The organism is Streptomyces sp. NPDC042336 (assembly GCF_055581985.1).
Map to the genome: position 1 here is coordinate 48,771 of NZ_JBVJEA010000020.1, position 21,428 is coordinate 70,198.

A 21,428-nucleotide genomic window follows, 5' to 3' on the forward strand; every position below is an offset into this window, starting at 1 on the left:
GACGCCCCGTCTGCCTGATGGCCGTGGTGCCTGCCACGAACGGTGAGAAGCCATACCGGCCACGATAGGTGCCGGTTGATCCGTTTCGCCGTCACGCCGGAATGCGTTGCGGAACGGGAGTTCAGGCACCGAACACCTCAGAACCCAGGTCACGTTCCAGTGCCCGGACAGCCTGGAAGAACGACGGCTGCGACTCGGCGCCTCACACGGTACGGGCGCCTTCGCGGTTCTCCAACGCGCTGATGGCGGTGGCCGTGAGGCTGTGGGTGATGTGGTCGCGCATCAGCTGGGCGGCGTCCGCGGCCCGTCCGTCCTCGACGAGGTCGACGAGGCGATGGTGTTCCTGGAGGTCGCGGGTGCGGGGCTCGTCGCCGGGCGGCAGTTCTAGACCGAGGCGCCGGTAGCGGTCGGACTTGTCCCACAGGTCGTCCAGGAGGCCGATGAGGACATCGTTGTGCGAGGCGCGGTAGAGCGCCTGGTGGAAGGCGCGGTGTGCCGCGAGCGCTTCCTCGCCCCACTGCCGGGTGACGGGCAGCAGCCGTGCGACGGCGGACCGCATGACGGCGATGTCCTCCCCGGTGCGGCGCCGGGCGGCGAGTTCCGCGGCCGTGGGATCCAAGGACAGGCGCACCTCGAACAACTGCCTGGCCTCGTCGGAACTCATGGGGGACACCCGGACGTCGCGGTGGGTCTCCACGGTGACCAGACCCTCGCTGCTGAGGCGGCGGATCGCCTCGCGCAGCGGTGTGATGCTCATGTTCAGCGACTCCGCGAGGTCGTACTGCGCAAGCCGCGCCCCGGCGGGAAGCGCTCCCGACAGGATCTGTCCGCGCAGCTCCGCGTAGGCGTAGTCACTCTTGCTGACGAAGAGATTCGTGCCGGCCATCGCCCCCGCACAATCCTTCCCGGGTGCTCGCACCCCTCTTGACAGCCTGTGTGATGTCGGCCGAGTCTAACACCGACGCAACTTATAAGATATGAGGAAGGCGCTTCGTGGAGATCACCAACGTGTACGAGGGCGTGGTCCCGATCAGCTCCTCGATCCGCAACGCCTGGATCGACTTCAGCTCCATGGACTGCTCGATCGTCGCGATCGAGAGCGACGTCATCCGCGACGGCAAACCCGTCGTCGGCTACGGCTTCAACTCCAACGGCCGCTACAGCGCCGGCGAGATCCTGCGCCGCCGGATACTGCCCCGCCTGACCGCCGCCGAGCCCGGCAGCCTCCTGGACGAGCAGGGCCGCTTCGACCACGCCAAGGCGTGGGACGTCATGATGAACAACGAGAAGCCCGGCGGTCACGGCGAGCGCTCGGTCGCGGTCGGCGTGGTGGACATGGCCCTGTTCGACCTCGCCTCCAAGATCGAGGGCAAGCCGCTCTACCAGTACCTGTCCGAGCGTTACGGCGACGGACAGCCGGATGACTCCGTCTTCGTCTACGCCGCAGGCGGCTACTACGCACCCGGCAAGACGCTCACCGACCTGCAGGACGAGATGCGCGGTTTCCTCGACCTGGGCTACGACGTCGTCAAGATGAAGATCGGCGGCACCGGCCTCGCCGAGGACCTCCGCCGCATCGAGGCCGTCCTCGACGTCCTCGGCGGTGACGGCTCCCGCCTCGCCGTCGACGTCAACGGCCGCTTCGACCTCCGCACGGCCCTGGAGTACGGCCGGGCCATCGAGCCGTACGGCCTGTTCTGGTACGAGGAGATCGGCGACCCGCTCGACTACCACCTCAACGCCACCGTCGCCGAGCACTACGCCGGTGCCATCGCCACCGGCGAGAACCTCTTCTCCCTCCAGGACGCCCGCAACCTGATCCGCTACGGCGGCATGCGCCCCGACCGCGACACCCTCCAGTTCGACCCCGCACTCTCCTACGGCCTCGTGGAGTACCTGCGCATCCAGGACATGCTCCGGCAGCACGGCTGGTCCTCCCGGCGCTGCATCCCGCACGGCGGCCACCAGTTCTCCCTGCATATCGCCGCCGCCCTCAAGCTCGGCGGGAACGAGTCCTACCCGGGCGAGTTCCAGCCCACCGGCGGCTTCGCCGACGACGCCGTCGTCGACAAGAGCCGCGTCGGCCTGACCGACACCCCCGGCATCGGCTTCGAAGGCAAGGCCGCCTTCTACAAGGTGCTGCGCGACCTGCACAGCTGACCAGCGGCACGGCTCTCACGGACCCCGTGAGCCGTGATCCCGGCTGAACGCGAGCGCCACGTACGACCCAGGGGGACGCGAGCCGTATCGCGTCCCCCGCGCACCCCCACGGGACAGGGCACTACACGATCGTCGTGCAAGGGAGCACTTACGATGACAAGCACCACCCCCGCTGCCGCCGGCCGCCCGCAGCGGCCGCGGCTGAACCGCCTGATGCGTGAGCTGTGGTTCCAGGTCGTGCTGGGCGCGGTCCTCGGCATCGCTGTCGGCGTCCTCGCCCCCGGATTCGGCGAGGAACTCAAGCCGCTCAACGACTGGTTCATCGACCTGGTCAAGATGATCGTCGTCCCGGTCGTCTTCTGTGTGGTCACCACCGGCATCGCGTCCATGGACAACCTGCGCAAGGCGGGCCGGATCGGTGTGAAGGCGATCGGCTACTTCCTGGTCCTGTCGCTGCTGTCCATGCTGATCGGGCTGGTGGTCGCCAACATCTTCCAGCCCGGTGCCGGGCTGGACGTCGATCCTTCCTCGCTGAACGCGGCAGACGTTCCCGAGACCGCCACCGAGCATGCCACCTTCACTGGTTTCATCTCTTCCCTGATCCCCACCTCCCTGCTCGGCGCGATCACCGGTGACGCCATCCTCGCCGCGCTCATGGTCTCCATCGTGTTCGGCGTCGCCCTGAACATGTCCGGCGAGGACGGTGCACCCCTGACCCGCGGCATCAAGGCGCTCTCCGACGTCGTCTTCCGCATCGTCGGCTGGGTGATGCGCCTGGCACCGCTGGGCACCTTCGGCGCCCTGGCCACCGTGGTCGCCACCTACGGTGCCGAGAGCCTCAAGCAACTCGGCTACCTGATCATCCTGTTCACCGCGACCTGCGTCGTCTACGTCCTGGTCGTCCTCGGGGCCATCATGCGAGCCTGCCGCCTGAGCCTGTTCGGCCTGATGCGCTTCCTCAAGGCCGAGCTGCTCGTCGCCCTGAGCACCTGCTCCAGCGAGGCCGTCCTGCCGCAGCTCGTGCGCAAGCTGGAGACGCTCGGCGTCGGCAGGCCGGTCGTCGGCATCGTCATCCCGTCGGGGTTCTCCTTCAACCTGGACGGATCCGCGGTCTACCTCACCATGGCCTCCCTCTTCCTGGGGCAGGCCATGGGCATCGACCTGTCCTGGCAGCAGCAACTGGTCATGGTCGGCGTCATGATGCTCACCAGCAAGGGCACCGCCGGCATCGCGGGCGGCGCGTTCATCGTGCTGGCCAGCACCGTCACCGCCGTCGGCCACATCCCTCTGGCCGCCCTCTCCCTCATCGTCGGCGTCGACCGCATCCTCAACGAGGGCCGCGTCTTCATCAACGTCCTCGGCAACGCCGTCGCCACCATCGTGATCGGGAAATGGGAGAACGACTTCGACACCGACAAGGCCCGAAAGATCCTGCGATCCGGCAAGGAGCCCGAAGCGCCCGCGCCGCCGGCCGACACCGAGAACAAGATCAGTGCCGACGCCTGACCCGGCGGAGGCCGGCGGCGGCACGCGGCAGGATCCGCGGTCAGCGGCCGTCGGCGACTTCGGGGTGCGTGAACCGCACGGGCTTGCCCAGCGACCGGGCGTAGGCGATCTCGGCTCGGGTGCTGTCCCCGATGTAGTCGCCGACCACGAGCACCTCATCAGCGAGCCGGATCTTCGCCCGATGCAGATCGTCGAGTCGAACCTTCAGCGCCTCGGCCTCGACAGGATCGGACCAAAGTGCGTGCGGTGACTTCATGTCACAGCCCGGCTTGACGACGATCCTCCCGGCCTTGGTCTCCCGCGCCTCGGCCTCGGTCATCTCGGTCATGAAGCGGGTGGAGCCGCAGATCACGACGACACGCGGGAGGCGCAGCCGCTCCTTCGCGTCGGCGAGCTGCTCCTCGGGAGTGAGCAGTTGGGGGTCTGACACCGGCGTTCCTCCTGGTGGCGTGGTCCAAGTGTGTCTGCGGAGACCAGAACAGGTGGTCATTGCTGAACTCACTCCCCATGAGGCGTGCACGAATTCTGCGTCGATCCCTGGGAGGAGCCGCTTCCGTTGGCGGCGTGATGGACGAAGGCGGATGCGAGAGCGGTCAGGCCGCCGGTGCGCCAGACGACGGCGTAGTCGAAGGTGGGACCCTCGGCGAGCGGTAAGCAGGTCAGGCCGGGGCGTGGGTAGAGCTGTTCGGTCTGGGCGCCGACGATGGCCACGCCGTGGCCAGCGGTGACGTAGGCGAGCATCTCCTGGAAACCGGGCAGCCGGGTGATCGTGGGCGCCGGCCGCCTGAGTGGCAGGTGGTGCTCGATCCAGTAGTCGGGAAGATCCTGGGCGAACAGGAAGGTCTCCTGAGTCAGGTCCTCGGGGGTCACTTGGCCGCGTCGGGCCAGACGGTGGTCGGCGGGGACGGCGAGCAGCGCGGCTTCGGACAGCAGCACGGGCCCCACTGTGAGATCCGGTTCGGCAACGGGCAGCGGCAGGATCGACAGGTCGACTTCGACGCGGCGCAGCGGCCCGTGGAGGTCGTCCAGTGCGGTCTCGCGGATGGTGACCCGGCAGCCCGGCGTACCGGCGTGGAAGGCGTCGACCAACGGCAGGACGCGGCGGGCGACGGCGGCGGACATGTAGCCGAGGCGGAGGTCACCTGTGGTGCCGTGGCCGGTGGCGATCGCTCGCGCGATCGCCGTCTGGACCTGTGCGTAAGCCGGGCCGAGATCGTCCAGGAGCTGCCGGCCGAGCGGGGTCAGTTCCACCCGGCGCGTGCTTCTGGCGAACAGTTGCGCCCCGAACCGGCGCTCGAGCTTCTTGATCGTTTGGCTGACCGAGGCAGGCGCGAGCCGCAGCCGCTCCGCGGTGCGGGTGAAATGCAGTTCCTGAGCCAGAGCCAGGAACACCTCGATGTCCTGCCGTTCCATCCTCCCATTGTTCACCCTGGCTGAACGATTGTTGGCAAAACCGCCGTTGGTGGCGAGGTCGCCGGCGTTCCAGGATTGCCCCCATGCCACCACGAACCGGAGGACTGACGATGTGGGAAACGGTACCGCGGCTGCTGGCTCAGCAGCGCTACCTCGTCCTCGGCACCGCGGACGCCGAGGGCCGGCCATGGGTCAGCCCGGTGTTCTTCGCCGCCGACGGGCCACACCGGGTTCTGTGGGTGTCCTCGCCGGACAGCCGGCATTCACGGAACATCGCGGTACGCCCGGAGGTGGCGATCACCGTCTTCGACACGGCTGCGCCCGTCGGCGGGGCGGAAGCGGTCTACCTGGAGGCAACCGCGGGGCAGGCTGCCGACCACGCCCGTCCGGCTGACCTCGCCTCGCTCAACACCCGGCTGCCGACCGGTCACCGGCTCGTGCCGGAGGACCTCGGACCGGCTGGGCCGCTGCTGGTCTATCAGGCCGCGGTCTCCAGGCATTCCGTGCTCATCCGTGGAGGGGACGCCCGTTTCGACAACGTCACCGATGCCCGGCTCGCGGTGCTCCCACCCGACGCCGAGCACACCACCCACACCACCTGAAGGAGACCCATGGCGAAGCTCATCTACTCGATGATCACCTCGCTCGACGGCTACGCAGAGGCGGCGGACGGAAACCTGGGCACTGGGGCGGATGATCCGGAGGTGCACACCTTCGTCAACGACGTCTTCCGTCCCGTCGGCACGTACCTCTACGGCCGGCGGATGTACGAGACGATGGTCTTCTGGGAGACCGCGCACGCCGAGGCCGACCTGCCGCCGCACATCCTGCAATACGCCCGCGACTGGCAGGCCGCGGAGAAGGTCGTGTACTCCACGACGCTGGAGTCGGTGTCCAGCGCAAAGACCAGGATCGAGCGGACCTTCGATCCGGATGCGGTGCGCGAGTTCAAGGCCCAGGCCGATCACGACCTGACCGTGGACGGTCCGAACCTCGCGGCCCAGGCGATCGCGGCCGGCCTGGTGGACGAGTACCACCTGTTCATCACCACGAGCGTGGTCGGCGGCGGCAAGCGGTTCTTTCCCGACGGTGTGCGCCTCGAACTCGAGCTGGTCGAGGAACGTGCCTTCGACAGCGGACTGATCTACGCGCGCTACCGGACCCGCTGAGCCGCGCCGGCTCCGATGGTGCTGCGGACCTCCGTGTTCGGCCTGCTCGCTGTTCCGAGTCGGGCCAGTGCGGCGGCGCTGGGGCTGCCCGGCTCAGCCTGGTACATCACCACCTGCAGGTCGGTTCCCGGCAGCAGCAGGGTTTGGCAGATCACTTCCAGGTCACCCAGCTGAGGGTGGCAGATCACCTTACGCACCGTGGGCACCGGCCGTACGTCGTGTTCGCGCCAGCCGGCCGCGAACTCCGCGCTGTGAGCGGCGAGTTCGTTGACCAACTCGCCGAGCATGCGGTCGGCCGGGTGCCGGACGCCGGCTGCCCGCAGCTGCGCGGCGAACTGCCGGGCGTACTCGCCTTCCGCGCCCTGCGCCGCCCGGCAGAGCGTGCCGCCGAGGCGGATGGCCAGCCGCACCGTGTTGCGCTCCGCAGGGTGCAGCCGCTCCAAGCCGGGGACCAGCGCGGCCACTTCGGCATTCCAGGCCACGATGTCCTGTCGCTCGTCGACCAGGTAGGCGGGGGTCGGCGCAAGCCGGTCGAGGAGTTGGCGGGCCTCGTCGGGAACCGGTCGTCGCTCGGCGTCGGTGGTGGGCGGCATCTGACCGGCCAGCCGCGCCAGGTGCTCGCGCTCCGCCGTGCTGAGCTGCAGCGCCGTCCCGAGCGTGGTGAGCACCTCCGGAGAGGGGCGCGGGGCCCGGGCCTGCTCGAGCCGTTCGTAGTAGCTGACCGACACCCCGGCCAGAGCGGCCACCTCTTCCCGGCGTAGTCCGGGTGTGCGCCGGGCGCGTCGGCCCGGCGGGTGCGTGCCCGGCGACCGGTCCGGGTGCAACGCCTCCCGCCGACGGCGCAGGAAGTCGGCCAGTTCCCTTCTGCTCACCCGTTCATGGTGGCACCTTTTGCCGGCCTTAGCCACGGACTGCCGGTCCGGGGCTCAGCCGTCGGTTCCCGGATCGCGGGCCCGCGTCCAGTCTGGGCGGGTCGCATCCCGTCGAACACCGAAGGACACCATGCCGAGCACACGTGAAGAAGCGACGAGCACCCCCGAAGCAACAATCCGGCGGTTGCTGGATCTGATGACGACCGGAGACACCGATGCCGCCGCCGGCCTGTGGGCGGAGGACGGCATCGCCGAGTTCCCGTTCGCCACCGGCACCTCACCGCGTCGACTGGCCGGGCGGAACGCGATCCGCGACTACCTCGCCCGCCTCCCGGAGCTGATGGACCTACGGGAGGTTCCCTCGATGACCGTGTACCGGACGCAGCGGCCGGACACGGCCGTCGTGGAGTTCACGGGCACGGGATCCACCGTACGAACGGGAGAGCCGTACCGGCTGGACTACATCGTGGTCCTCACCGTCCACGATGGACTGATCACTTGCTACCGGGACTACTGGAGCCCGCTGGCCACCGCGGAGGCGGCCGGCATCCTGCCCGAACTGCTCGACGCGCTGCGCAAGGAGGGCACCCGATGACGGGCGTGCTGGTGACCGGCGGCACCGGGAAGACCGGGAGCGCCCTGGTGGAACTGCTGCGCGGCCAGGACGTGCCGGTCCGGGTGGCCAGCCGGACTCCCGCTGCCGGTGACCCTGACGCGATCCGGTTCGACTGGAGTGACCCGCGGACCCATCCCGCCGCACTGCGCGGGATGGACCGGGTCTTCCTGGTGCCGCCGGTGGAGAGCGTGGATCCGCTGCCACTGGTCGCACCGTTCCTGGCCGAGGCGCAGCACTGCGGCGTACACAGGGTGGTGCTCCTCGGCTCTTCCATGGTGCTGCCCAACGCCCCCAGCGCACTGGAGCTGGCCTCACGGGTGCGGGCACAGCCAGGGTGGGCCGTGTTGCGCGCGTCCGGGTTCATGCAGAACTTCCTCAGCCCGCACCCCTTGGGCGAGCGGATCCGCCGGCACGGCGAGATCCGTACCGCCGCGGGGGAGGGGCGAGTGGGCTGGATCGACACGCGGGACATCGCGGCCGCGGCCTGTGCTCTGCTGGCCGACCCGGTCGTCAGGCCCGACGACCGCCGTGACTACCTGCTCACCGGGCCGCAAGCCTTGAGCTACGCGGACGCGGCGGCGACCCTCACCACGGGCACCGGCCGACCGGTGCGCGTGGTGCACATCGACACCGACGAACAGGCGGCCAACTACCGTTCGGCAGGCATACCTGCGGAGTTCGCGCACGCCCTCGCGGCTGTGGAGGACGGCATCCGGGCCGGTAGGGAAGACCAGGTCAGCACCGACGTACTGGACCTGACCGGCCGCCCGCCCCGCACGTTCGCCGAATTCGTCCACCAGCACGCACAGGAGTGGCCGATGAGGCCCTGAGCCCACGCGAAGCTGATGGAGCCGAGCCGCCTCACCAGGTCGTCATCGATGCCGACACGGCCTGGTCGGGGCGCGAAGCGTGCCGCGGCCACTGCGCGCCCACCCGTTCCATCTCAGCGGCCGGAACTCTTCCGGACCAACGCATTTGGGACACGTCCGGGCTCCGATCAGGGGGACGCTCCGAGTCCGAGCCCGGCTCCTCGTTGTGGACGCGACGGGATGGCGACCGTCTCGCCCCGCACCTCGACCGTCGCGGAGAGCCGTCGTGCGGTGGGTTGATGCCGTCCAGGTCGTGCTCACTCATGCATGATGCTCACCGAGGCATGGACCGGAAGCTGGTGAGAAGCGGGTGACAGCGTGGGAGCGGGGCGGGCTGCGGCGGAACACAGACAGTGGGATGAGCAGCACGCCTGGCCGCCCCGATGGCTCCCCTGGGTTCCGCCCGCACTCATCGTGGTGACCATGGTGCTCGACCAGGTGACACCGCCGCGCTACTTCTTCGGCTCGCTGCTGGCGGCCTCGGTGGTGCTGGCCCTCTTCACGTACCCGCCGTTGGGTGTCGTCGCCATCGGCGCCGCCGGATGTGCGCTGCTGGCGGTCACCGAGTGGCTCGAGGACTACATCGGTCCGATGACCGTCGTGGCCCTGACCGTCCTGGCCACCGTCACCGTGCTGTCCGCTTCGCTGTGTGTGGTGCGCCGACGGGCCGAGAGCCGTTTCCGCCGCGTACAGGCGGTCGCCGAGGCCGTGCAGCTGGCCCTGCTGCGTCCGCTGCCCGCCCGGATCGGCCCGTTGCGCCTGGCCGGCTTCTACCGGGCGGCGGACGACGAGGCGCTCATCGGCGGGGACCTCTACAGTGTCCGCCCGACGCCGTTCGGCATCCGGGTGATCATCGGGGACGTCAAGGGCAAGGGCATCAGTGCGACGCAGACGGTGGCCACGGTGATCTCCTCGTTCCAGGAGGCGGCGCTGCTCCAGCCGTCGCTGAGCCAGGTGGCCGAGCGGATCGACGTGGCCCTGCAACTGGACCGAGACAACCCTCCGCCGGAGCCGATGGGTGACGGCCGGCCGGCATACACGCCCGGGGAGGCCGCGGGGCCGGCGGACGAGGTCTTCGTCACGGCCGTCCTGCTCGAGTTCTCCGCCGACGCGCGTACCGTACGGATCCTGGACCGGGGGCATCAGCCTGTGTTCACCATCCGGCACGGCGAGGCGGCGGTCGTGGAGGGCGAGCACAGCCTGCCGCTGGGCATGAGTGACCTGCTGACCGCGCCCCCGCGCACCGTGACACTCACCCTGGACCCCGGAGACACCCTGATCGCCTACTCCGACGGGATCACCGAGGCACGCGACAGCGCCGGCACGTTCTACCCGCTGCGCGAACGCCTCCAGGCCCACTGCGCCGACAGTGCCGGGCCGGTTTCCCCCACCCGTCTTGTCACCTTCCTCGAGGAGGACGTCGCCCGGTGGGCATCCACACTGGGCGACGACCTTGTCGCCATCGCCTTCCAACCCGCCCCGTCCGGCGACAACTGACGTCCGCGCTGCGCAGGTACGATCATCCGACGGGCCGCCTGTCGCCCTTCCACCCGCCTCGCCTGCGAATCGCCCTGGCCGGGTCGCCGGAAAACGGCTCTGCGCACCAGCGCGGGACGAGGCCGACGAACGCAAGCGCCACGAGCGGGAGCGCCTGCGCCAGAAGGCAGCGGATCAGTTCGCCACGTAGAAGGCGGTGGCTGGCTCTCACGCTTCCGCACCCGACCCCGGCAGCTGTGGCGACCGACCACGCAGGGGCAGAGCCGATCATGAAGCTGTAGGCCACGGGCAGTACGGGCTGGTCACTCATTACTGCTGTTCGCCGTCTCCGGGGTGGAGCACGGCCGACGCCCGTGCTCAGGGCTCAGCCCTTCCACGGCGAGGCGGAAGAGGCGGTCCGCCTGGGGCTCGGGGTCCTTGTGGTGCTCGGTGGCCAGGGCGATGCCGACGGCGAGGGTCAGCAGGTCGTGAAAGGTGACGTGCGGTGCGACCGCCTCGTCGCGAATGGCCCGCTGGAGCAGGGGGGTTCCGGCCGCTGCGATCCTGTCGCCACAGGAGTGCGGGGAGGATTCCTCGGCTGGAGGCTCGTAGCTGAGGGTGCTGGCGAAGCCGCGGGCCGAAACGGAGTAGAGGACGAGGGCGTGGAGCCACTCCAGGAGGGCGGTGCGGCCGTCCTCGGTCGCACCGAGCCGGTGGGCGTGCTCGCACAGGCCCTCGATGCGCTCCTGAAAGACGGCTTCGAGCAGGGCACGGCGGGTGGGGAAGTGACGGCGCACGGTCGCCGAGCCGACGCCTGCGGTGCGGGCGATCTGCTCCACGGATGCCTCGGTGCCGTGCGCGGCGACCTCGGCTTCGGCGACGGCGAGGATGCGCTGGTAGTTGCGTCGGGCGTCCGAGCGCTGACCGGTCATGATCTCCTCATTGCTAAACGGCGGGCCCCGCCATATCTTAGCGGCATGAAAAACGGCGGGCCCCGCCGTTTTCTTTCCCCGGTCCGCGAGGAGCAACAACCATGCCCGTCAACAGCAAGACCGTCCTGGTCACCGGAGCCACCGGCCGGCAAGGCGGGGCCACGGCCCGCGCACTCCTGGCCGCCGAGGTGCCCGTACGCGCACTCGTACGCGATCCGCGGTCGAAGTCCGCCCGAGCGATCGAGGCGCTGGGCGCCGAGCTGGTGCGGGCGGATCTCTCCGACCGGACCTCCCTCGGCGCAGCGGTCGACGGAGTCCGCGCGGTGTTCTCGGTGCAGACGCCGCCCATGACCGAGACCAGCGTGGACTTCGCGGGCGAGCTCGCACAGGCCACCAACCTGGTGGACGCGGCGAAAGCTGGGGGAGTACGGCAGTTCGTGCAGTCCTCGACCAGTGGAGTCGGTGAGCACACCCGGGCCGCCGGCTGGGCCGAGGGCCGCTGGGCAGCGATGGCGGACTACTTCCGGACCAAGCAGGCGATCATGACGGCGGTGCGGGGGGCGGGCTTTGCCCGCTGGACGGTGATCAAGCCCGCCTTCTTCATGGAGAACCTGCCCCTGCTGGCGCCCAAGGGGCCGCGAGGCGGACTGCTGACGGTACTGAAGCCGGAGACCGAACTGGCCCTGGTGGCCGTGCGGGACATCGGCACGGCTGCGGCGCACGCCTTTCGAGACCCTGACCGGTTCCACCAGGTGGAACTGGAACTGGCCGGTGACCTGCGCACGATGGAGCAGATCGCGCAGACCTTGTCCGCCGCCTGGGGCGTGCCCATGACCGCGCCCTCCATGAGCCTGGAAGAGGCCCTCGACGCGGGCATGCCGACGTGGGGAGCCGGACACGCATGGAACAACGCGGTCCTCCAGCCCGCCCGGCCCGAGTTCGCCCGGGAGCTGGGCATCCCGGTCACCACCTTCGCCGAGTGGGCGGATGAGCAGCCGACACCCGTATCCGGCTAGAGCGTATCCGGCGCTGTGACGCTCGGCGGAGAGGGTGACGACGGACGGCTGAATCGTGCAACTGCGCGACGAAGCCGCCGGGGAAGGCCAGGTGTTCGGGCATCAGCGAGTTGAAGGGCAGGGCCAGCGAGTGCGCGCCACCGCTCGCTGGCCACCGCGGCCCGGCCCACGGCTGTTGCGTGGACGGGCTCAGGCGTTGGCGCGGGCGACAGTGCCCGCGGTGAGCGTGGCCAGCATCTCCTGCAGGGTAGTCACGAAGTCCAGCTTGAACGCGGTGAGTGAGGGGTCGGCCTCGTAGGCGGCGAGCATCGCCGGGGAGGGCCGTGCGTGTGTCCACACGGCGCCGACGGCCATGATCATGGCTGCGGTCAACTGCGGTGCGCTGTCGCCCAGTTCAGGAAGGTACTGATGGGCCAACGCCGCGATGTCGGCGACGTTGGCCACGGCCGCGCGCTTGTAGCGGACGGCCACCTGCGGGGAGACGTTGTGTTCCAGTACGCCCGCCTGAGCGCTCAGCAGGTCACACAGGACCCGGCGTGGGGCGAGGGAGCTCGCGATGACGCCGGCGAACTGCTCTGCACGCAGGCTCACCGGAGCGTCCCGGTCGACGCCGGCGTGTACCAGGGCAGGCAAGTCGGCCACCCACTGCCGCCAGGCACGGTCGAGCAGCTCCAGCAGGATCGCCTCACGCGATTCGAAATAACGCAGCACATTGGACTTCGCCAGCCCCACGCGGCGGCTCAGCTCGTTCAGGCTGATCGCGCCGATGGGCATCTCCTCGAGCATGGCGGCGGTGGTGTCGAGGATGGCCTGGCGTCGTACCTCACGCTGCTCCTCGCTACGTGCGCGCTGGAAGTTCGTCATGCTCCCAGATTACAGACTGCTGGTCTTTTGACATCAGACCGGCGGTCTTCTACGTTGAGGGTGCAGCCAAACAGACCACCGGTCTGAAAGAGGGGACAGGTCTTGGGCTGCGCACCACGACTGAGGTCCTTCATCGACGAAGCCGTCAATGCGGGCTGTCTCGACGTTGTCGACCAGCTTCGAGCGTTCGACGTGCTCGCGCGCGGCGCCTGGACGGCATCCAGATCGTCGCCGAAGCCGCCTTCGCCGAGGACATCCTCGGCATGCACTTCCAACTCGGCATCACGACCCTGCCGAGTGCCGCATACCGAGCACAGATTCAACGAATCCTAGGAGCGTGACAACGGTGAACCACTGGACTCCCGACGACATCCCCGATCAGACCGGCCGCACGGCGCTGATCACCGGTGGGAACAGCGGGATCGGACTGGAAACCGCCCGCGCGCTCGCCCGGCACGGGGCCCGCGTCATCCTGGCCGGCCGCAGTCGGACCAAGCTGGACCAGGCAGCGGAGGCCGTGCGCGCCGCGACCCCCGAGGCCCGGACGGACACCCTCGTGCTCGATCTGTCCGACCTCTCCTCCGTCCGTGACGCGGCCACCCGGATCGCCGAGACCGAGACGGTCGACCTGCTCTTCAACAACGCCGGTGTGATGAACCTGCCCGAGCGGCGGACCACCCACGACGGCCTCGAGATGACGGTCGGCATCAATCACCTCGGCCACTTCGCCTTCGACGCCCAGGTCTGGCCCGCCGTGCGCCGCTCGTCCGCACCGCGCGTGGTCACCGTCAGCGCCATCGCGGCGCGGTGGCCGATGGGCAGGCTCGACGACCTGATGAGCGAGAAGAGCTACCGCGCCATGGGCGCCTACGCCAAGTCCAAGCGCGCCAACATCGTCTACACCCTCGAACTCGCGCGCCGCACTGAAAGCAGCCCCGTCGAGGCGCTCGTCGTCCACCCGGGGTCGGCGATGACCGGCCTGCAGCAGCAGGGTACCGGCGCCCTGAGCCGCATGATCACCCCGATCGCCGCACGCCTGCTCATGGGCTCGGCCGAGGGCGCCGCCTGGCCCTCCTTGTACGCGGCGACCAGCCCGCACATCCAGTCGGGCCGGTTCATCGGCCCTGCCGGACGCGACCAGACCTCCGGCTCCCCCCGGCCCGCCAAGCTCCCCACAGGCGCCGACGACCCCGCTGAGGGCAGGCGGCTGTGGGCGGTGAGCGAACAGCTCACAGGTGTCCCCTTCGACATCGAAGCCGGGTCCGCCGTCTAGGGTTCCTCTCCACAGGTCGTCAGACCGCCAGATGGTGCGGCACGGTGGCGTGGTACGCCGTCGAGAACTCACCGACGAGGATCGTGAGTTGTTCGCTCTCCACATCCCTCGGTCCGGGACGGCCGGCTCCTCCGGGTGGAGGACCGCCGGCGGACGTCCGGGCGACAGGCCACACACCTTCGACCGGAGGCCTCTACCGCAGACGCAATACCCCCGGACGCGGCATTGCACTTAGTTCAAGTCATGGGCTACTGTCTCCTGTATCGCCCCACTTGAACTAAGTGCAAGTCGAAGGAGTACACCGTGAACACCCTTGCCGCAGTCATGCAGTTACTGGTCGCCGCCGCCTTCGTCAGCATCCCTGTGGTCCGCCACCGCTTCGGTCCGGCCGCGAAGGCCGCTGCGGTGGCCGAGCTGCGCCGCCAAGAGATCAGGCCGGAGATCCTGGAGGAGAACGGACTGCGTTTCGATGCCGGCGGTCATGAGACCGCGGTGCCCGTCATCGTGGCCTTGACCATGATCGCCGCTGCGTGGGCGAACTTCGCCGACGTCGATGTGGCCCAGCTGCTGACCTGGATCTTCTCCTCGCTGGTCCTGCTGATGAACGCGGGAATCGTCTACAGCAACCTCAGCGCGGTGAAGTCCGTCGAGGCAGCCTTCCGCCGCAGCGGCGACCCGGAGCTCGCCAGAGTCGCGGTCGCCCCGTTCCTTCAGGCCGCGGCGGACACCTTCCCGACCTGGGTACGTGTGCAGACCCACATGCGCAACACCATCGTCTTCGGCGGCTCCGCGCTCGCCCTGCTCGCCGTCTCCGTGGCTTGACCCTGGTGCTTCCAGAACTTCTGCAGCACCTCGAGTAGGGCGTGTGACGGAAGTGCTACTTCTGACCTCGCGGGTGAGCCGAGACACGATAGTCATCACATGGGCAGGCTTGTTGTCAGCGTCGGAAACCGTCGTTGGTGCGCCCCGGCGGGTGTCCGTCGGAGCGCACCAACACTGGGGTGTTCAGGGCGTGAGGAGGGTTTTGCCGATGGTGGCGCGTTCCTCAAATGCCTGGTGCGCCGCGGCGGCCTCCGACAGCGGCAGCACGGCACCGATGACCGGCTTGAGCGCACCGGTGGAGGCCAGGGCGAATGCCTCGTCGCGCAGGCGGGTCTGTTGGTCCGCCGCCAGGACCATGGAGGCGAATCCGGTCACGGAGACGCCTCGGTGATACACCGTGAGCGGGTCGAAGCGCGGCGGCTGCCCGCTGGTCATGCCGTAGATGACCATGCGGCCTGTACCGATGGTCAGCAGATCGAACGCGGCCTCCGACACCGAACCGCCCGTGGTCTCCAAGACCACATCCACGCTGCCGCCTGCCGCATCGCGTACGTGTTCGTGCCAGTCCGGCGCGGTGTAGTCGATCACTGTGTGCGCGCCGAGCCGCTTGGCCACGGCCAGTTTCTTCTCACCCCGGGCAACGCCGATCACGGTGGCGCCCGCGCGCCTGGCCAACTGCACGAGAAGGCTGCCGACACCTCCCGCGGCAGCCTCGACCAGTACGGTGTCGCCTGCTCGCAGTGCGGCGGCCCTGGCCACCCCGACCGCCGTCGAACCCTGACCCAGCAGTGCCAGAGCCTCGTGGTCATCAAGGGCGTCAGGGCAGGGCAGCGCTGCGGCGGCGGACACCACCGCCATTTCGGCGTAACCGCCACCAGAAGTCGTGCTCACCACCCGCCTGCCGACCGTTGCGGGATCGACGCCGGGCCCGACATCCGCCACAGTGCCCGCCACCTCAAAGCCTGGCGAGAACGGCATCGGCAGATCGGGGAGGGCAGTCTGCCGCATCAGGCCGGCCCGAATCTGGACGTCGGCGAACCCGATGCCCGCGGCGGTGACCCGGACCAGCAGTTGCCCGGGCCCCGGCCGGGGATCGGGTACTTCGTCGACCCGTAGCACGGCGGGTGATCCGTAGTCATGGAATCGGACAGCACGCATGCTTCCCTCGCATCAATGGTCCGGAGAGGCAGCGATCGGTTGCGCTGCCGACGCGAAGGTAGTGCAGGACATAATCGTTACTTCAAGGGTATCTGGCTACCGCGGGGGTACTGGTGCAACCGCTCGATCCTGACATGTTCCATCCGGCCTGTCCGAGCAGAGCAATGCCGATCCGGGTCGGCGACAAATGGTCCGCCATGGTCATCCTGTGCCTGGAGCAGGGGCCACGACGTTTCTCCGAGCTGCGGGTCCCTCTGCGTACCGCCACCCCGAAGGTGCTCACCCAGACCCTGCGGGCGCTGGAACGCGACGGGCTGATCACCCGTACCGTCTATGCCGAGGTCCCCGCGCGAGTGGAGTACGAACTGACCACGCTCGGCCGTACCTTGCTCGAACTCATCGCAGCCGGACGGCGCTGGGCGGAAGACCACATGCCCACCCTGCTGGCCGCCCGCGAAGCGTACGAGAACCAAAACTCCGGCAAGGGCTGAAGAAGCCCACCGGCGACCCGCACAGCTCGGGGTGGCGCCGGGTTTCATCTTGTGTGTCCGTGGCGTGCCGGCGCTGCCGCCCCCGCACCATTGCGTGCGCGAGAACTGCGTTGGGTGACTCAGCGGTGGGCGGCGCGGTTCATCTCGACGACGTCCTCCACCGTGGGATTGGCACCGAGGGCGGCGAAGCGCTCCGGCAGGCTGTCGCGGACGCGCGTGTCCTTGACGCGGTCGGCCGCGGCCAGGGCCGCCGGCAGCTCGTCAAGGGTCAGTTCCGTGCAGTAGGCGGGGCTGTTGGGCTGCTGGCGCCAGGAGTCGGCCAGTGGGCCGGCGTCGTACGGGTCGAAGCCGGTGTCGTCCACCAGCTGCATGGCCACACGACGCGCCACCTCGAAGTCGCCGGCGACGGGGATGGCGATGCGGCCGGGGGTTCCTGCCGGGACGCCTCGCGTGCGCTGGGTCTCGGCCAGCGCGGCGTTCCACGCCTTGACGACGGGGCGGCCGAGCAGCTCCGCGGTGTACACGCTCTCCACCTGGCCGTTGTCCACCGCCTCGATCGGCTCGATGAGCGTGCCCGGGTAGTAGTTGGAGGTGTCGACGACCACCGTCTCGTCGGGCACCGACGCGAAAAGGTCCGCCAGCTGGCCCGCCACCCCGAACGGGATCGACAAGACGATCACGTCCCTGTCGTGGACCGACTCCTCCAGGGCCACCGCGCGGGCACCCGTTTCCAGTGCCTCTGCCGGGACGGCCTCGGGGCCGCGGGCATTTGCCACCTGAACGTCGTGACCCGCTGTGCTGAGCTTGGCAGCGAGGTTCCCGCCGATGGCACCGGCGCCTATGACAGTTATTTTCATGATGTGTCCTTCGCTGGATTGTGCTGCGCCACCCGCGAAGGTGGCGCCATCTGATGACTTTGCGTGGCGAATCGCCGAATGTTCCCGGCCGGACCCGATCGTGCGGCGGTCAGACCTGGGCGTCCCGCTCGCGGTAGCCGCTCGCGATCAGCGCGCGGAGTCGGCCGAGCGACTCCTCGTCGGTGCCGTTGCCCTTGATCCAGGCAAGGGAACAGGCGGCGAGAAACAGGTCGTACCCCTGCACCGACGCCCGCACGTGCCCCGCGTGCTGTGCCGCTCGCACGTACTGGTCGGTGGCGGTGATGAGGATGTCGCAGGGAATCGTGAGCGGGCTGTCCGGCTCCTGCGCCCGGGCCGCAGCCATGAGGGGTTCCGGCAGGCCGCTGTAGGCACTGAAGTACTCCTCCATCGCCCGAAGCCACTGCTCCAACGCCTCGGCCGGGTCTCCGAGTTGCTCGATGTCCGCCTGGCGGGCCGCGAGTTCCTCGGAGCGGGTCTGCAGGACGGCCGCGAGCAGTGCTTCCCTGGTGGGGAAGTGCCGGTACAGGGTGCCGGGACCGACGCCCGCCTCCTTGGCCACCGCCTCCAGGGAGGTGCCGACCCCGTGCCGCAGGAAGTGCCGCTGCGCGGTTTCAAGGAGGGTCGCGCGGTTGCGCTGGACGTCCGCGCGAGGCTTACGCCCCTGGTGTCCGGTGGTGGCCATGCGTCCTCCTGCCTCTGGTGCGTACACGGACGCATCAAAGCGGATGCTGCCTCCGTACTCGTTGAAGAGTAAAACGGAGGCAGCATCCGGTCAAGCCGGCGGCCCGGCCACGGAGCCCGGACGGCGCACGGGCCGACCTGTCCGGCCGCAGAGCGCAGCGCAAGGATCGCCTGATCCGAGCTCGCGAATGCGTTCCCGGACGTCGGCAGTCTGCTCGAAGGCAACGACTACCTCGGCAACGGACAACGGCCACCCGCCCCCATCCTCCGCACCCAGCGACCAGGTGTTGGTCTCTCCCACTCGACCCGCCGGTTACCCGGCCCGTTGAAGCCCGCGTACGCCCGTGGGGCTCCGAACCACGGTTGGCTCGTGACTGTCCCGCGGGGTCAGACGGACAAGGGTGCGCCGAGCATCGCGGAAGCCCGCTGGAGCGGGTCGACGATCCTCGCGGTCACGGTCGCAGCCTCGGGGAGGGTGCGGCAGGTGAAGCCGAGCCGGGCCATGGCACGGAGGACCTCGCCGCCGCTGAAGTCACGGCGGTCCTGGCGGGTGATGACCTGGCCGACCTGCTTGGCGGGGTAGTGGCGGCGTCCGATGATCACCGAGTCGCCAGTGACCTGCTCGGGCTTGACGCCCTTCATCGTTTCGAGCACGCCGCCCTTGGTGAGCTCGAACGGGAAGCGGGCGATGACACAGCGCATGATGCCTCACAGGGAGAAGAGACGGGAGAGGGGGAGGGGAGAGGGGCCGACCGTGGTGAGGCGGTTCAGCGGGACAGAGCGAGAATGCCCAGGGCGTTGCCGTGCTCGTCGACCACCGGCAGCGAGCCGAGCCGCCGGTGACGCATGGCGTGCTCGGCCTCGGCCACTGGGGTCAGCGGGGAGGTGAAAGGAGCGTCGCTCTCGGTGATGTCACGCAGGCGGACCTGGTCCGAGTACCCGAGACCGTCCCGCACGGCGTTGAGCCGGGCCCGGGTGACCAGGTCGGTGTACTGGCCGTCCACGTCGCAGACGACGAGGTGACCCGTACGGGCGGCGACCATGACGGACAGCGCCACCTCGACCGTCATGTCGTCCCAGACCTGGGGTCCGGCCGCGTCCATGGCGTCGGCGGCCGTCCTGTGCGCGGCGTTGATGCCCGTCGGGCGGTCTTGTGTCTGGACCAGCGTCAAGAAGTGCCTCCTGCGGAGTTCGGTCAACTGATGGTCAGCCTTCTGATCAGGACGGTCCTAAGCCGCCGCGCCGGTGACGGACCGCCGGGCCGCCGAGGCCGGGCGGCGCCGGCCGCGCGAGGTGGCGCCACGCTTGGGGCGTTCGGTCACCGGTGCGGTGATGACGACCGGGATCCCGGAGGGGGCCTGGGCGCCGGTGATGCGGTGCAGGGCCTCCGCCCCGGCGCGGACCTGGGTGGTCTGCGGGACGATGCCGGCCGTCGCCATGAGGCGGGTCATGGCACGGCGCTGGGCCGGCGTGACCAGAGTGACGACGCTGCCGGACTCGCCGGCCCGGGCCGTGCGGCCGCCGCGGTGGAGGTAGTCCTTGTGGTCGGTCGGGGGATCGACGTTGACGACGAGGTCGAGGCTGTCGACGTGAATGCCCCGCGCCGCGACGTTGGTCGCGACGAGCACGCTCACATGCCCGTTCTTGAACTGCATCAGCGTACGGGTGCGCTGCGGCTGCGACTTGCCCCCGTGAAGGGCGGCGGCGCGGACGCCGCTGCTGAGGAGATGCTCGGTGAGACGGTCGACGGCGTGCTTGGTGTCCAGGAACATCAGCACCCGCCCCTCGCGTGCGGCGATCTCGGTGGTGGCCGCGTGCTTGTCGGCGCCGTGGACGTGCAGCACATGGTGCTCCATCGTCGTGACCGCGCCGGCCGACGGATCGACGGAGTGCACGACGGGGTCGCTCAGGTAGCGGCGCACCAGCAGGTCGACGTTGCGGTCGAGCGTGGCGGAGAACAGCATGCGCTGACCGCCGGGGCGCACTTGGTCGAGCAGCTCGGTGACCTGCGGCATGAAGCCCATGTCGGCCATCTGGTCCGCTTCGTCGAGGACGGTGACGCGGACCTGGTCCAGTCGGCAGTCGCCGCGCTCGATGAGATCCTTGAGACGTCCGGGTGTGGCGACGACGACCTCGATGCCGCCGCGCAGGGCACTCGCCTGCCGGCCGATCGGCATCCCGCCCACGACCGTGGCCAGGCGCAGCCGCACCGACCGGGCGTACGGCGTGAGCGCGTCGGTGACCTGCTGCGCCAGCTCGCGCGTCGGTACGAGAATCAGCCCCAGCGGCTGCCGGGCCTCAGCACGCTCCCCGGCCGTACGGGCCAGCAGGGCCAGCCCGAAGGCCAGGGTCTTGCCGGAACCGGTGCGGCCCCGGCCCAGCACGTCGCGGCCGGCGAGGGAGTTCGGCAGCGTCGCGCCCTGGATCGGGAACGGAACGGTCACGCCCTGCGAGGCGAGTGCGGCCAGCAACTGCGCGGGCATGTCGAGATCGGCGAAACTCTCCGCGGCGGGCAGCGCCGGGACGATCGTCTCCGGGAGGGCGAACTCGCCCTGCGCCGCGGCTGGACGACGGCCGCGGCCGCTGCTGCCGTTGGAGCGGAACGCCCCGCCCGAGCGGGCTGAAGATCCGTACCGGCTGCCGTTCTTCGCGGGAGTGGCACTGCCGCCGCGAGTGCGGGGGAACCGGTCGTTCGTGCGTGTGGAGTTCATGCGGAACCTTCCTCAATGCGGCACACATCAAGGAACTCTCGCAGCAGCGAACGCATGGAGAATTGCAAGAATAGGCCGAGTGAAACGGAAACCCGTTTTTTTGAATCTGCGGATTCCTCGCGGTGGTGTCGCAGCTGAAACAGCTGCGGAAAGCATGCAGCTGGGGCCCGCACCCCGAAGGATGCGGGCCCCAGCTACGAAGTGCGCGCCGACGGGCGCGTCGGCAAGTCAGGCGAGGGAGATGTTCTCGGCCGTCGGGCCCTTCTGGCCCTGGGCGATGTCGAAGTTCACCTTCTGGCCTTCGAGCAGCTCGCGGAAGCCCTGGGCGGCGATGTTCGAGTAGTGGGCGAACACATCGGCGCCGCCACCGTCCTGCTCGATGAAGCCGAAACCCTTATCCGCGTTGAACCACTTCACGGTGCCACTGGCCATTTTTTTCTCCTCCGGGGCAGTGCGTCGGCGCCCGTACTGCACGGACGCGGCGTCGCCGCGATGATCACCCCGTCCGGAAAAACCGGTGC

The 21,428-nt window shown here is 69.3% G+C and carries 24 protein-coding genes; 11 read left to right on the forward strand and 13 right to left on the reverse strand.

The genetic code is table 11. The features are described from left to right. Positions 1 to 202: 202 nt before the first annotated feature. A complete protein-coding gene (locus ACZ6IM_RS31845) occupies positions 203 to 886 on the reverse strand; it encodes a GntR family transcriptional regulator (protein WP_052840981.1) in 684 nt (227 codons plus the stop codon). A 107-nt stretch (positions 887 to 993) separates the two neighbouring features. Between ACZ6IM_RS31845 and ACZ6IM_RS31850 the strand changes: the two genes are divergently transcribed. Together ACZ6IM_RS31850 and ACZ6IM_RS31855 are read left to right on the forward strand one after the other, a co-directional pair. Next, positions 994 to 2,160 (forward strand): mandelate racemase/muconate lactonizing enzyme family protein, encoded by a 1,167-nt coding sequence (locus ACZ6IM_RS31850; protein ID WP_052840980.1) that lies wholly within the window; start codon positions 994 to 996, stop codon positions 2,158 to 2,160. A gap of 153 nt (positions 2,161 to 2,313) precedes the next feature. After that, positions 2,314 to 3,666, forward strand: coding sequence for a cation:dicarboxylate symporter family transporter (locus tag ACZ6IM_RS31855; RefSeq protein ID WP_052840979.1), 1,353 nt, complete (start codon positions 2,314 to 2,316; stop codon positions 3,664 to 3,666). A 40-nt stretch (positions 3,667 to 3,706) separates the two neighbouring features. On the opposite strand, the gene ACZ6IM_RS31860 is transcribed toward ACZ6IM_RS31855, so the two are convergent. Both ACZ6IM_RS31860 and ACZ6IM_RS31865 read right to left on the reverse strand, forming a co-directional pair. Then, positions 3,707 to 4,096 carry a hypothetical protein gene (locus ACZ6IM_RS31860; RefSeq protein WP_469561274.1) on the reverse strand — a complete coding sequence of 130 codons (390 nt, stop codon included), beginning with the start codon at positions 4,094 to 4,096 and terminating at the stop codon, positions 3,707 to 3,709. Positions 4,097 to 4,164: 68 nt separating this feature from the next. Further along, the gene (locus ACZ6IM_RS31865; protein ID WP_469561277.1) at positions 4,165 to 5,172 is read right to left on the reverse strand and encodes a LysR family transcriptional regulator; all 1,008 of its coding nucleotides are present in this window, start codon (positions 5,170 to 5,172) and stop codon (positions 4,165 to 4,167) included. Between the two features lie 17 nt (positions 5,173 to 5,189). Between ACZ6IM_RS31865 and ACZ6IM_RS31870 the strand changes: the two genes are divergently transcribed. After that, positions 5,190 to 5,681, forward strand: coding sequence for a pyridoxamine 5'-phosphate oxidase family protein (locus ACZ6IM_RS31870; RefSeq protein ID WP_052840976.1), 492 nt, complete (start codon positions 5,190 to 5,192; stop codon positions 5,679 to 5,681). A gap of 9 nt (positions 5,682 to 5,690) precedes the next feature. Then, a complete protein-coding gene (locus ACZ6IM_RS31875; protein WP_052840975.1) occupies positions 5,691 to 6,248 on the forward strand; it encodes a dihydrofolate reductase family protein in 558 nt (185 codons plus the stop codon). On the opposite strand, the gene ACZ6IM_RS31880 is transcribed toward ACZ6IM_RS31875, so the two are convergent. Continuing rightward, positions 6,233 to 7,120 carry a helix-turn-helix domain-containing protein gene (locus tag ACZ6IM_RS31880; protein WP_052840974.1) on the reverse strand — a complete coding sequence of 296 codons (888 nt, stop codon included), beginning with the start codon at positions 7,118 to 7,120 and terminating at the stop codon, positions 6,233 to 6,235. The genes ACZ6IM_RS31875 and ACZ6IM_RS31880 overlap by 16 nt on opposite strands. Before the next feature lie 130 nt (positions 7,121 to 7,250). Here ACZ6IM_RS31880 and ACZ6IM_RS31885 point away from each other — a divergent pair, with 130 nt between their 5' ends. From ACZ6IM_RS31885 to ACZ6IM_RS31895, 3 genes are all read left to right on the forward strand, one after another. Then, positions 7,251 to 7,715, forward strand: coding sequence for a nuclear transport factor 2 family protein (locus ACZ6IM_RS31885; protein WP_052840973.1), 465 nt, complete (start codon positions 7,251 to 7,253; stop codon positions 7,713 to 7,715). Next, positions 7,712 to 8,566, forward strand: a complete 855-nt coding sequence (locus ACZ6IM_RS31890; protein WP_052840972.1) for an NAD(P)H-binding protein — start codon at positions 7,712 to 7,714, stop codon at positions 8,564 to 8,566. Before ACZ6IM_RS31885 ends, ACZ6IM_RS31890 begins: the two co-directional genes overlap by 4 nt. A gap of 462 nt (positions 8,567 to 9,028) precedes the next feature. Then, entirely contained in the window at positions 9,029 to 10,102 is a 1,074-nt protein-coding gene (locus tag ACZ6IM_RS31895; RefSeq protein ID WP_469561283.1) for a PP2C family protein-serine/threonine phosphatase, read from the forward strand. A gap of 302 nt (positions 10,103 to 10,404) precedes the next feature. Here ACZ6IM_RS31895 and ACZ6IM_RS31900 read toward each other — a convergent pair whose 3' ends face one another. Beyond that, on the reverse strand, positions 10,405 to 11,013 hold the full coding sequence (locus ACZ6IM_RS31900) for a TetR/AcrR family transcriptional regulator (protein WP_052840970.1): 609 nt from the start codon (positions 11,011 to 11,013) through the stop codon (positions 10,405 to 10,407). Between the two features lie 101 nt (positions 11,014 to 11,114). Between ACZ6IM_RS31900 and ACZ6IM_RS31905 the strand changes: the two genes are divergently transcribed. Beyond that, entirely contained in the window at positions 11,115 to 12,029 is a 915-nt protein-coding gene (locus tag ACZ6IM_RS31905) for an NmrA/HSCARG family protein (RefSeq protein WP_052840969.1), read from the forward strand. Positions 12,030 to 12,218: 189 nt separating this feature from the next. Here ACZ6IM_RS31905 and ACZ6IM_RS31910 read toward each other — a convergent pair whose 3' ends face one another. After that, positions 12,219 to 12,893 (reverse strand): TetR/AcrR family transcriptional regulator, encoded by a 675-nt coding sequence (locus ACZ6IM_RS31910; RefSeq protein ID WP_469561288.1) that lies wholly within the window; start codon positions 12,891 to 12,893, stop codon positions 12,219 to 12,221. Positions 12,894 to 13,230: 337 nt separating this feature from the next. On the opposite strand from ACZ6IM_RS31910, the gene ACZ6IM_RS31915 reads away from it, so the two are divergent. After that, positions 13,231 to 14,166 carry an oxidoreductase gene (locus tag ACZ6IM_RS31915; protein WP_469561290.1) on the forward strand — a complete coding sequence of 312 codons (936 nt, stop codon included), beginning with the start codon at positions 13,231 to 13,233 and terminating at the stop codon, positions 14,164 to 14,166. A 303-nt stretch (positions 14,167 to 14,469) separates the two neighbouring features. Continuing rightward, positions 14,470 to 14,988, forward strand: a complete 519-nt coding sequence (locus tag ACZ6IM_RS31920) for a hypothetical protein (RefSeq protein ID WP_469561293.1) — start codon at positions 14,470 to 14,472, stop codon at positions 14,986 to 14,988. 183 nt (positions 14,989 to 15,171) lie between these two features. On the opposite strand, the gene ACZ6IM_RS31925 is transcribed toward ACZ6IM_RS31920, so the two are convergent. After that, positions 15,172 to 16,107 carry a quinone oxidoreductase family protein gene (locus ACZ6IM_RS31925; protein WP_469561296.1) on the reverse strand — a complete coding sequence of 312 codons (936 nt, stop codon included), beginning with the start codon at positions 16,105 to 16,107 and terminating at the stop codon, positions 15,172 to 15,174. Positions 16,108 to 16,256: 149 nt separating this feature from the next. Between ACZ6IM_RS31925 and ACZ6IM_RS31930 the strand changes: the two genes are divergently transcribed. Beyond that, on the forward strand, positions 16,257 to 16,637 hold the full coding sequence (locus tag ACZ6IM_RS31930; RefSeq protein WP_469561433.1) for a winged helix-turn-helix transcriptional regulator: 381 nt from the start codon (positions 16,257 to 16,259) through the stop codon (positions 16,635 to 16,637). Positions 16,638 to 16,756: 119 nt separating this feature from the next. Here the strand turns inward: ACZ6IM_RS31930 and ACZ6IM_RS31935 are convergent, their stop codons facing one another. The 6 genes from ACZ6IM_RS31935 to ACZ6IM_RS31960 all read right to left on the reverse strand — a co-directional run bounded on the left by ACZ6IM_RS31935 (position 16,757) and on the right by ACZ6IM_RS31960 (position 21,339). Continuing rightward, complete coding sequence (locus ACZ6IM_RS31935) at positions 16,757 to 17,593, reverse strand: NADPH-dependent F420 reductase (RefSeq protein ID WP_469561436.1); 837 nt, start codon at positions 17,591 to 17,593, stop codon at positions 16,757 to 16,759. Between the two features lie 10 nt (positions 17,594 to 17,603). After that, positions 17,604 to 18,197 (reverse strand): TetR/AcrR family transcriptional regulator, encoded by a 594-nt coding sequence (locus ACZ6IM_RS31940; protein WP_469561298.1) that lies wholly within the window; start codon positions 18,195 to 18,197, stop codon positions 17,604 to 17,606. 386 nt (positions 18,198 to 18,583) lie between these two features. Then, complete coding sequence (locus ACZ6IM_RS31945) at positions 18,584 to 18,898, reverse strand: SCO5918 family protein (RefSeq protein WP_052840961.1); 315 nt, start codon at positions 18,896 to 18,898, stop codon at positions 18,584 to 18,586. Between the two features lie 65 nt (positions 18,899 to 18,963). Beyond that, positions 18,964 to 19,368: a CBS domain-containing protein gene (locus ACZ6IM_RS31950; RefSeq protein WP_469561302.1), complete on the reverse strand. Its 405-nt coding sequence runs from the start codon at positions 19,366 to 19,368 to the stop codon at positions 18,964 to 18,966. Between the two features lie 57 nt (positions 19,369 to 19,425). After that, the gene (locus tag ACZ6IM_RS31955; RefSeq protein ID WP_469561305.1) at positions 19,426 to 20,907 is read right to left on the reverse strand and encodes a DEAD/DEAH box helicase; all 1,482 of its coding nucleotides are present in this window, start codon (positions 20,905 to 20,907) and stop codon (positions 19,426 to 19,428) included. Positions 20,908 to 21,135: 228 nt separating this feature from the next. After that, positions 21,136 to 21,339, reverse strand: coding sequence for a cold-shock protein (locus tag ACZ6IM_RS31960; protein ID WP_052840958.1), 204 nt, complete (start codon positions 21,337 to 21,339; stop codon positions 21,136 to 21,138). Positions 21,340 to 21,428: the final 89 nt, after the last annotated feature.

Excerpts from the sequence above, each read along its gene's own strand:
- ACZ6IM_RS31870 (WP_052840976.1), top strand. The coding sequence starts at position 5,190 with ATGTGGGAAACGGTACCGCGGCTGCTGGCTCAGCAGCGCTACCTCGTC.
- ACZ6IM_RS31940 (WP_469561298.1), bottom strand. The coding sequence starts at position 18,197 with ATGGCCACCACCGGACACCAGGGGCGTAAGCCTCGCGCGGACGTCCAG.
- ACZ6IM_RS31900 (WP_052840970.1), bottom strand. The coding sequence starts at position 11,013 with ATGACCGGTCAGCGCTCGGACGCCCGACGCAACTACCAGCGCATCCTC.
- ACZ6IM_RS31955 (WP_469561305.1), bottom strand. The coding sequence starts at position 20,907 with ATGAACTCCACACGCACGAACGACCGGTTCCCCCGCACTCGCGGCGGC.
- ACZ6IM_RS31845 (WP_052840981.1), bottom strand. The coding sequence starts at position 886 with ATGGCCGGCACGAATCTCTTCGTCAGCAAGAGTGACTACGCCTACGCG.
- ACZ6IM_RS31910 (WP_469561288.1), bottom strand. The coding sequence starts at position 12,893 with ATGACGAACTTCCAGCGCGCACGTAGCGAGGAGCAGCGTGAGGTACGA.
- ACZ6IM_RS31905 (WP_052840969.1), top strand. The coding sequence starts at position 11,115 with ATGCCCGTCAACAGCAAGACCGTCCTGGTCACCGGAGCCACCGGCCGG.
- ACZ6IM_RS31895 (WP_469561283.1), top strand. The coding sequence starts at position 9,029 with ATGGTGCTCGACCAGGTGACACCGCCGCGCTACTTCTTCGGCTCGCTG.
- ACZ6IM_RS31890 (WP_052840972.1), top strand. The coding sequence starts at position 7,712 with ATGACGGGCGTGCTGGTGACCGGCGGCACCGGGAAGACCGGGAGCGCC.
- ACZ6IM_RS31875 (WP_052840975.1), top strand. The coding sequence starts at position 5,691 with ATGGCGAAGCTCATCTACTCGATGATCACCTCGCTCGACGGCTACGCA.
- ACZ6IM_RS31945 (WP_052840961.1), bottom strand. The coding sequence starts at position 18,898 with ATGCGCTGTGTCATCGCCCGCTTCCCGTTCGAGCTCACCAAGGGCGGC.
- ACZ6IM_RS31960 (WP_052840958.1), bottom strand. The coding sequence starts at position 21,339 with ATGGCCAGTGGCACCGTGAAGTGGTTCAACGCGGATAAGGGTTTCGGC.
- ACZ6IM_RS31885 (WP_052840973.1), top strand. The coding sequence starts at position 7,251 with ATGCCGAGCACACGTGAAGAAGCGACGAGCACCCCCGAAGCAACAATC.
- ACZ6IM_RS31855 (WP_052840979.1), top strand. The coding sequence starts at position 2,314 with ATGACAAGCACCACCCCCGCTGCCGCCGGCCGCCCGCAGCGGCCGCGG.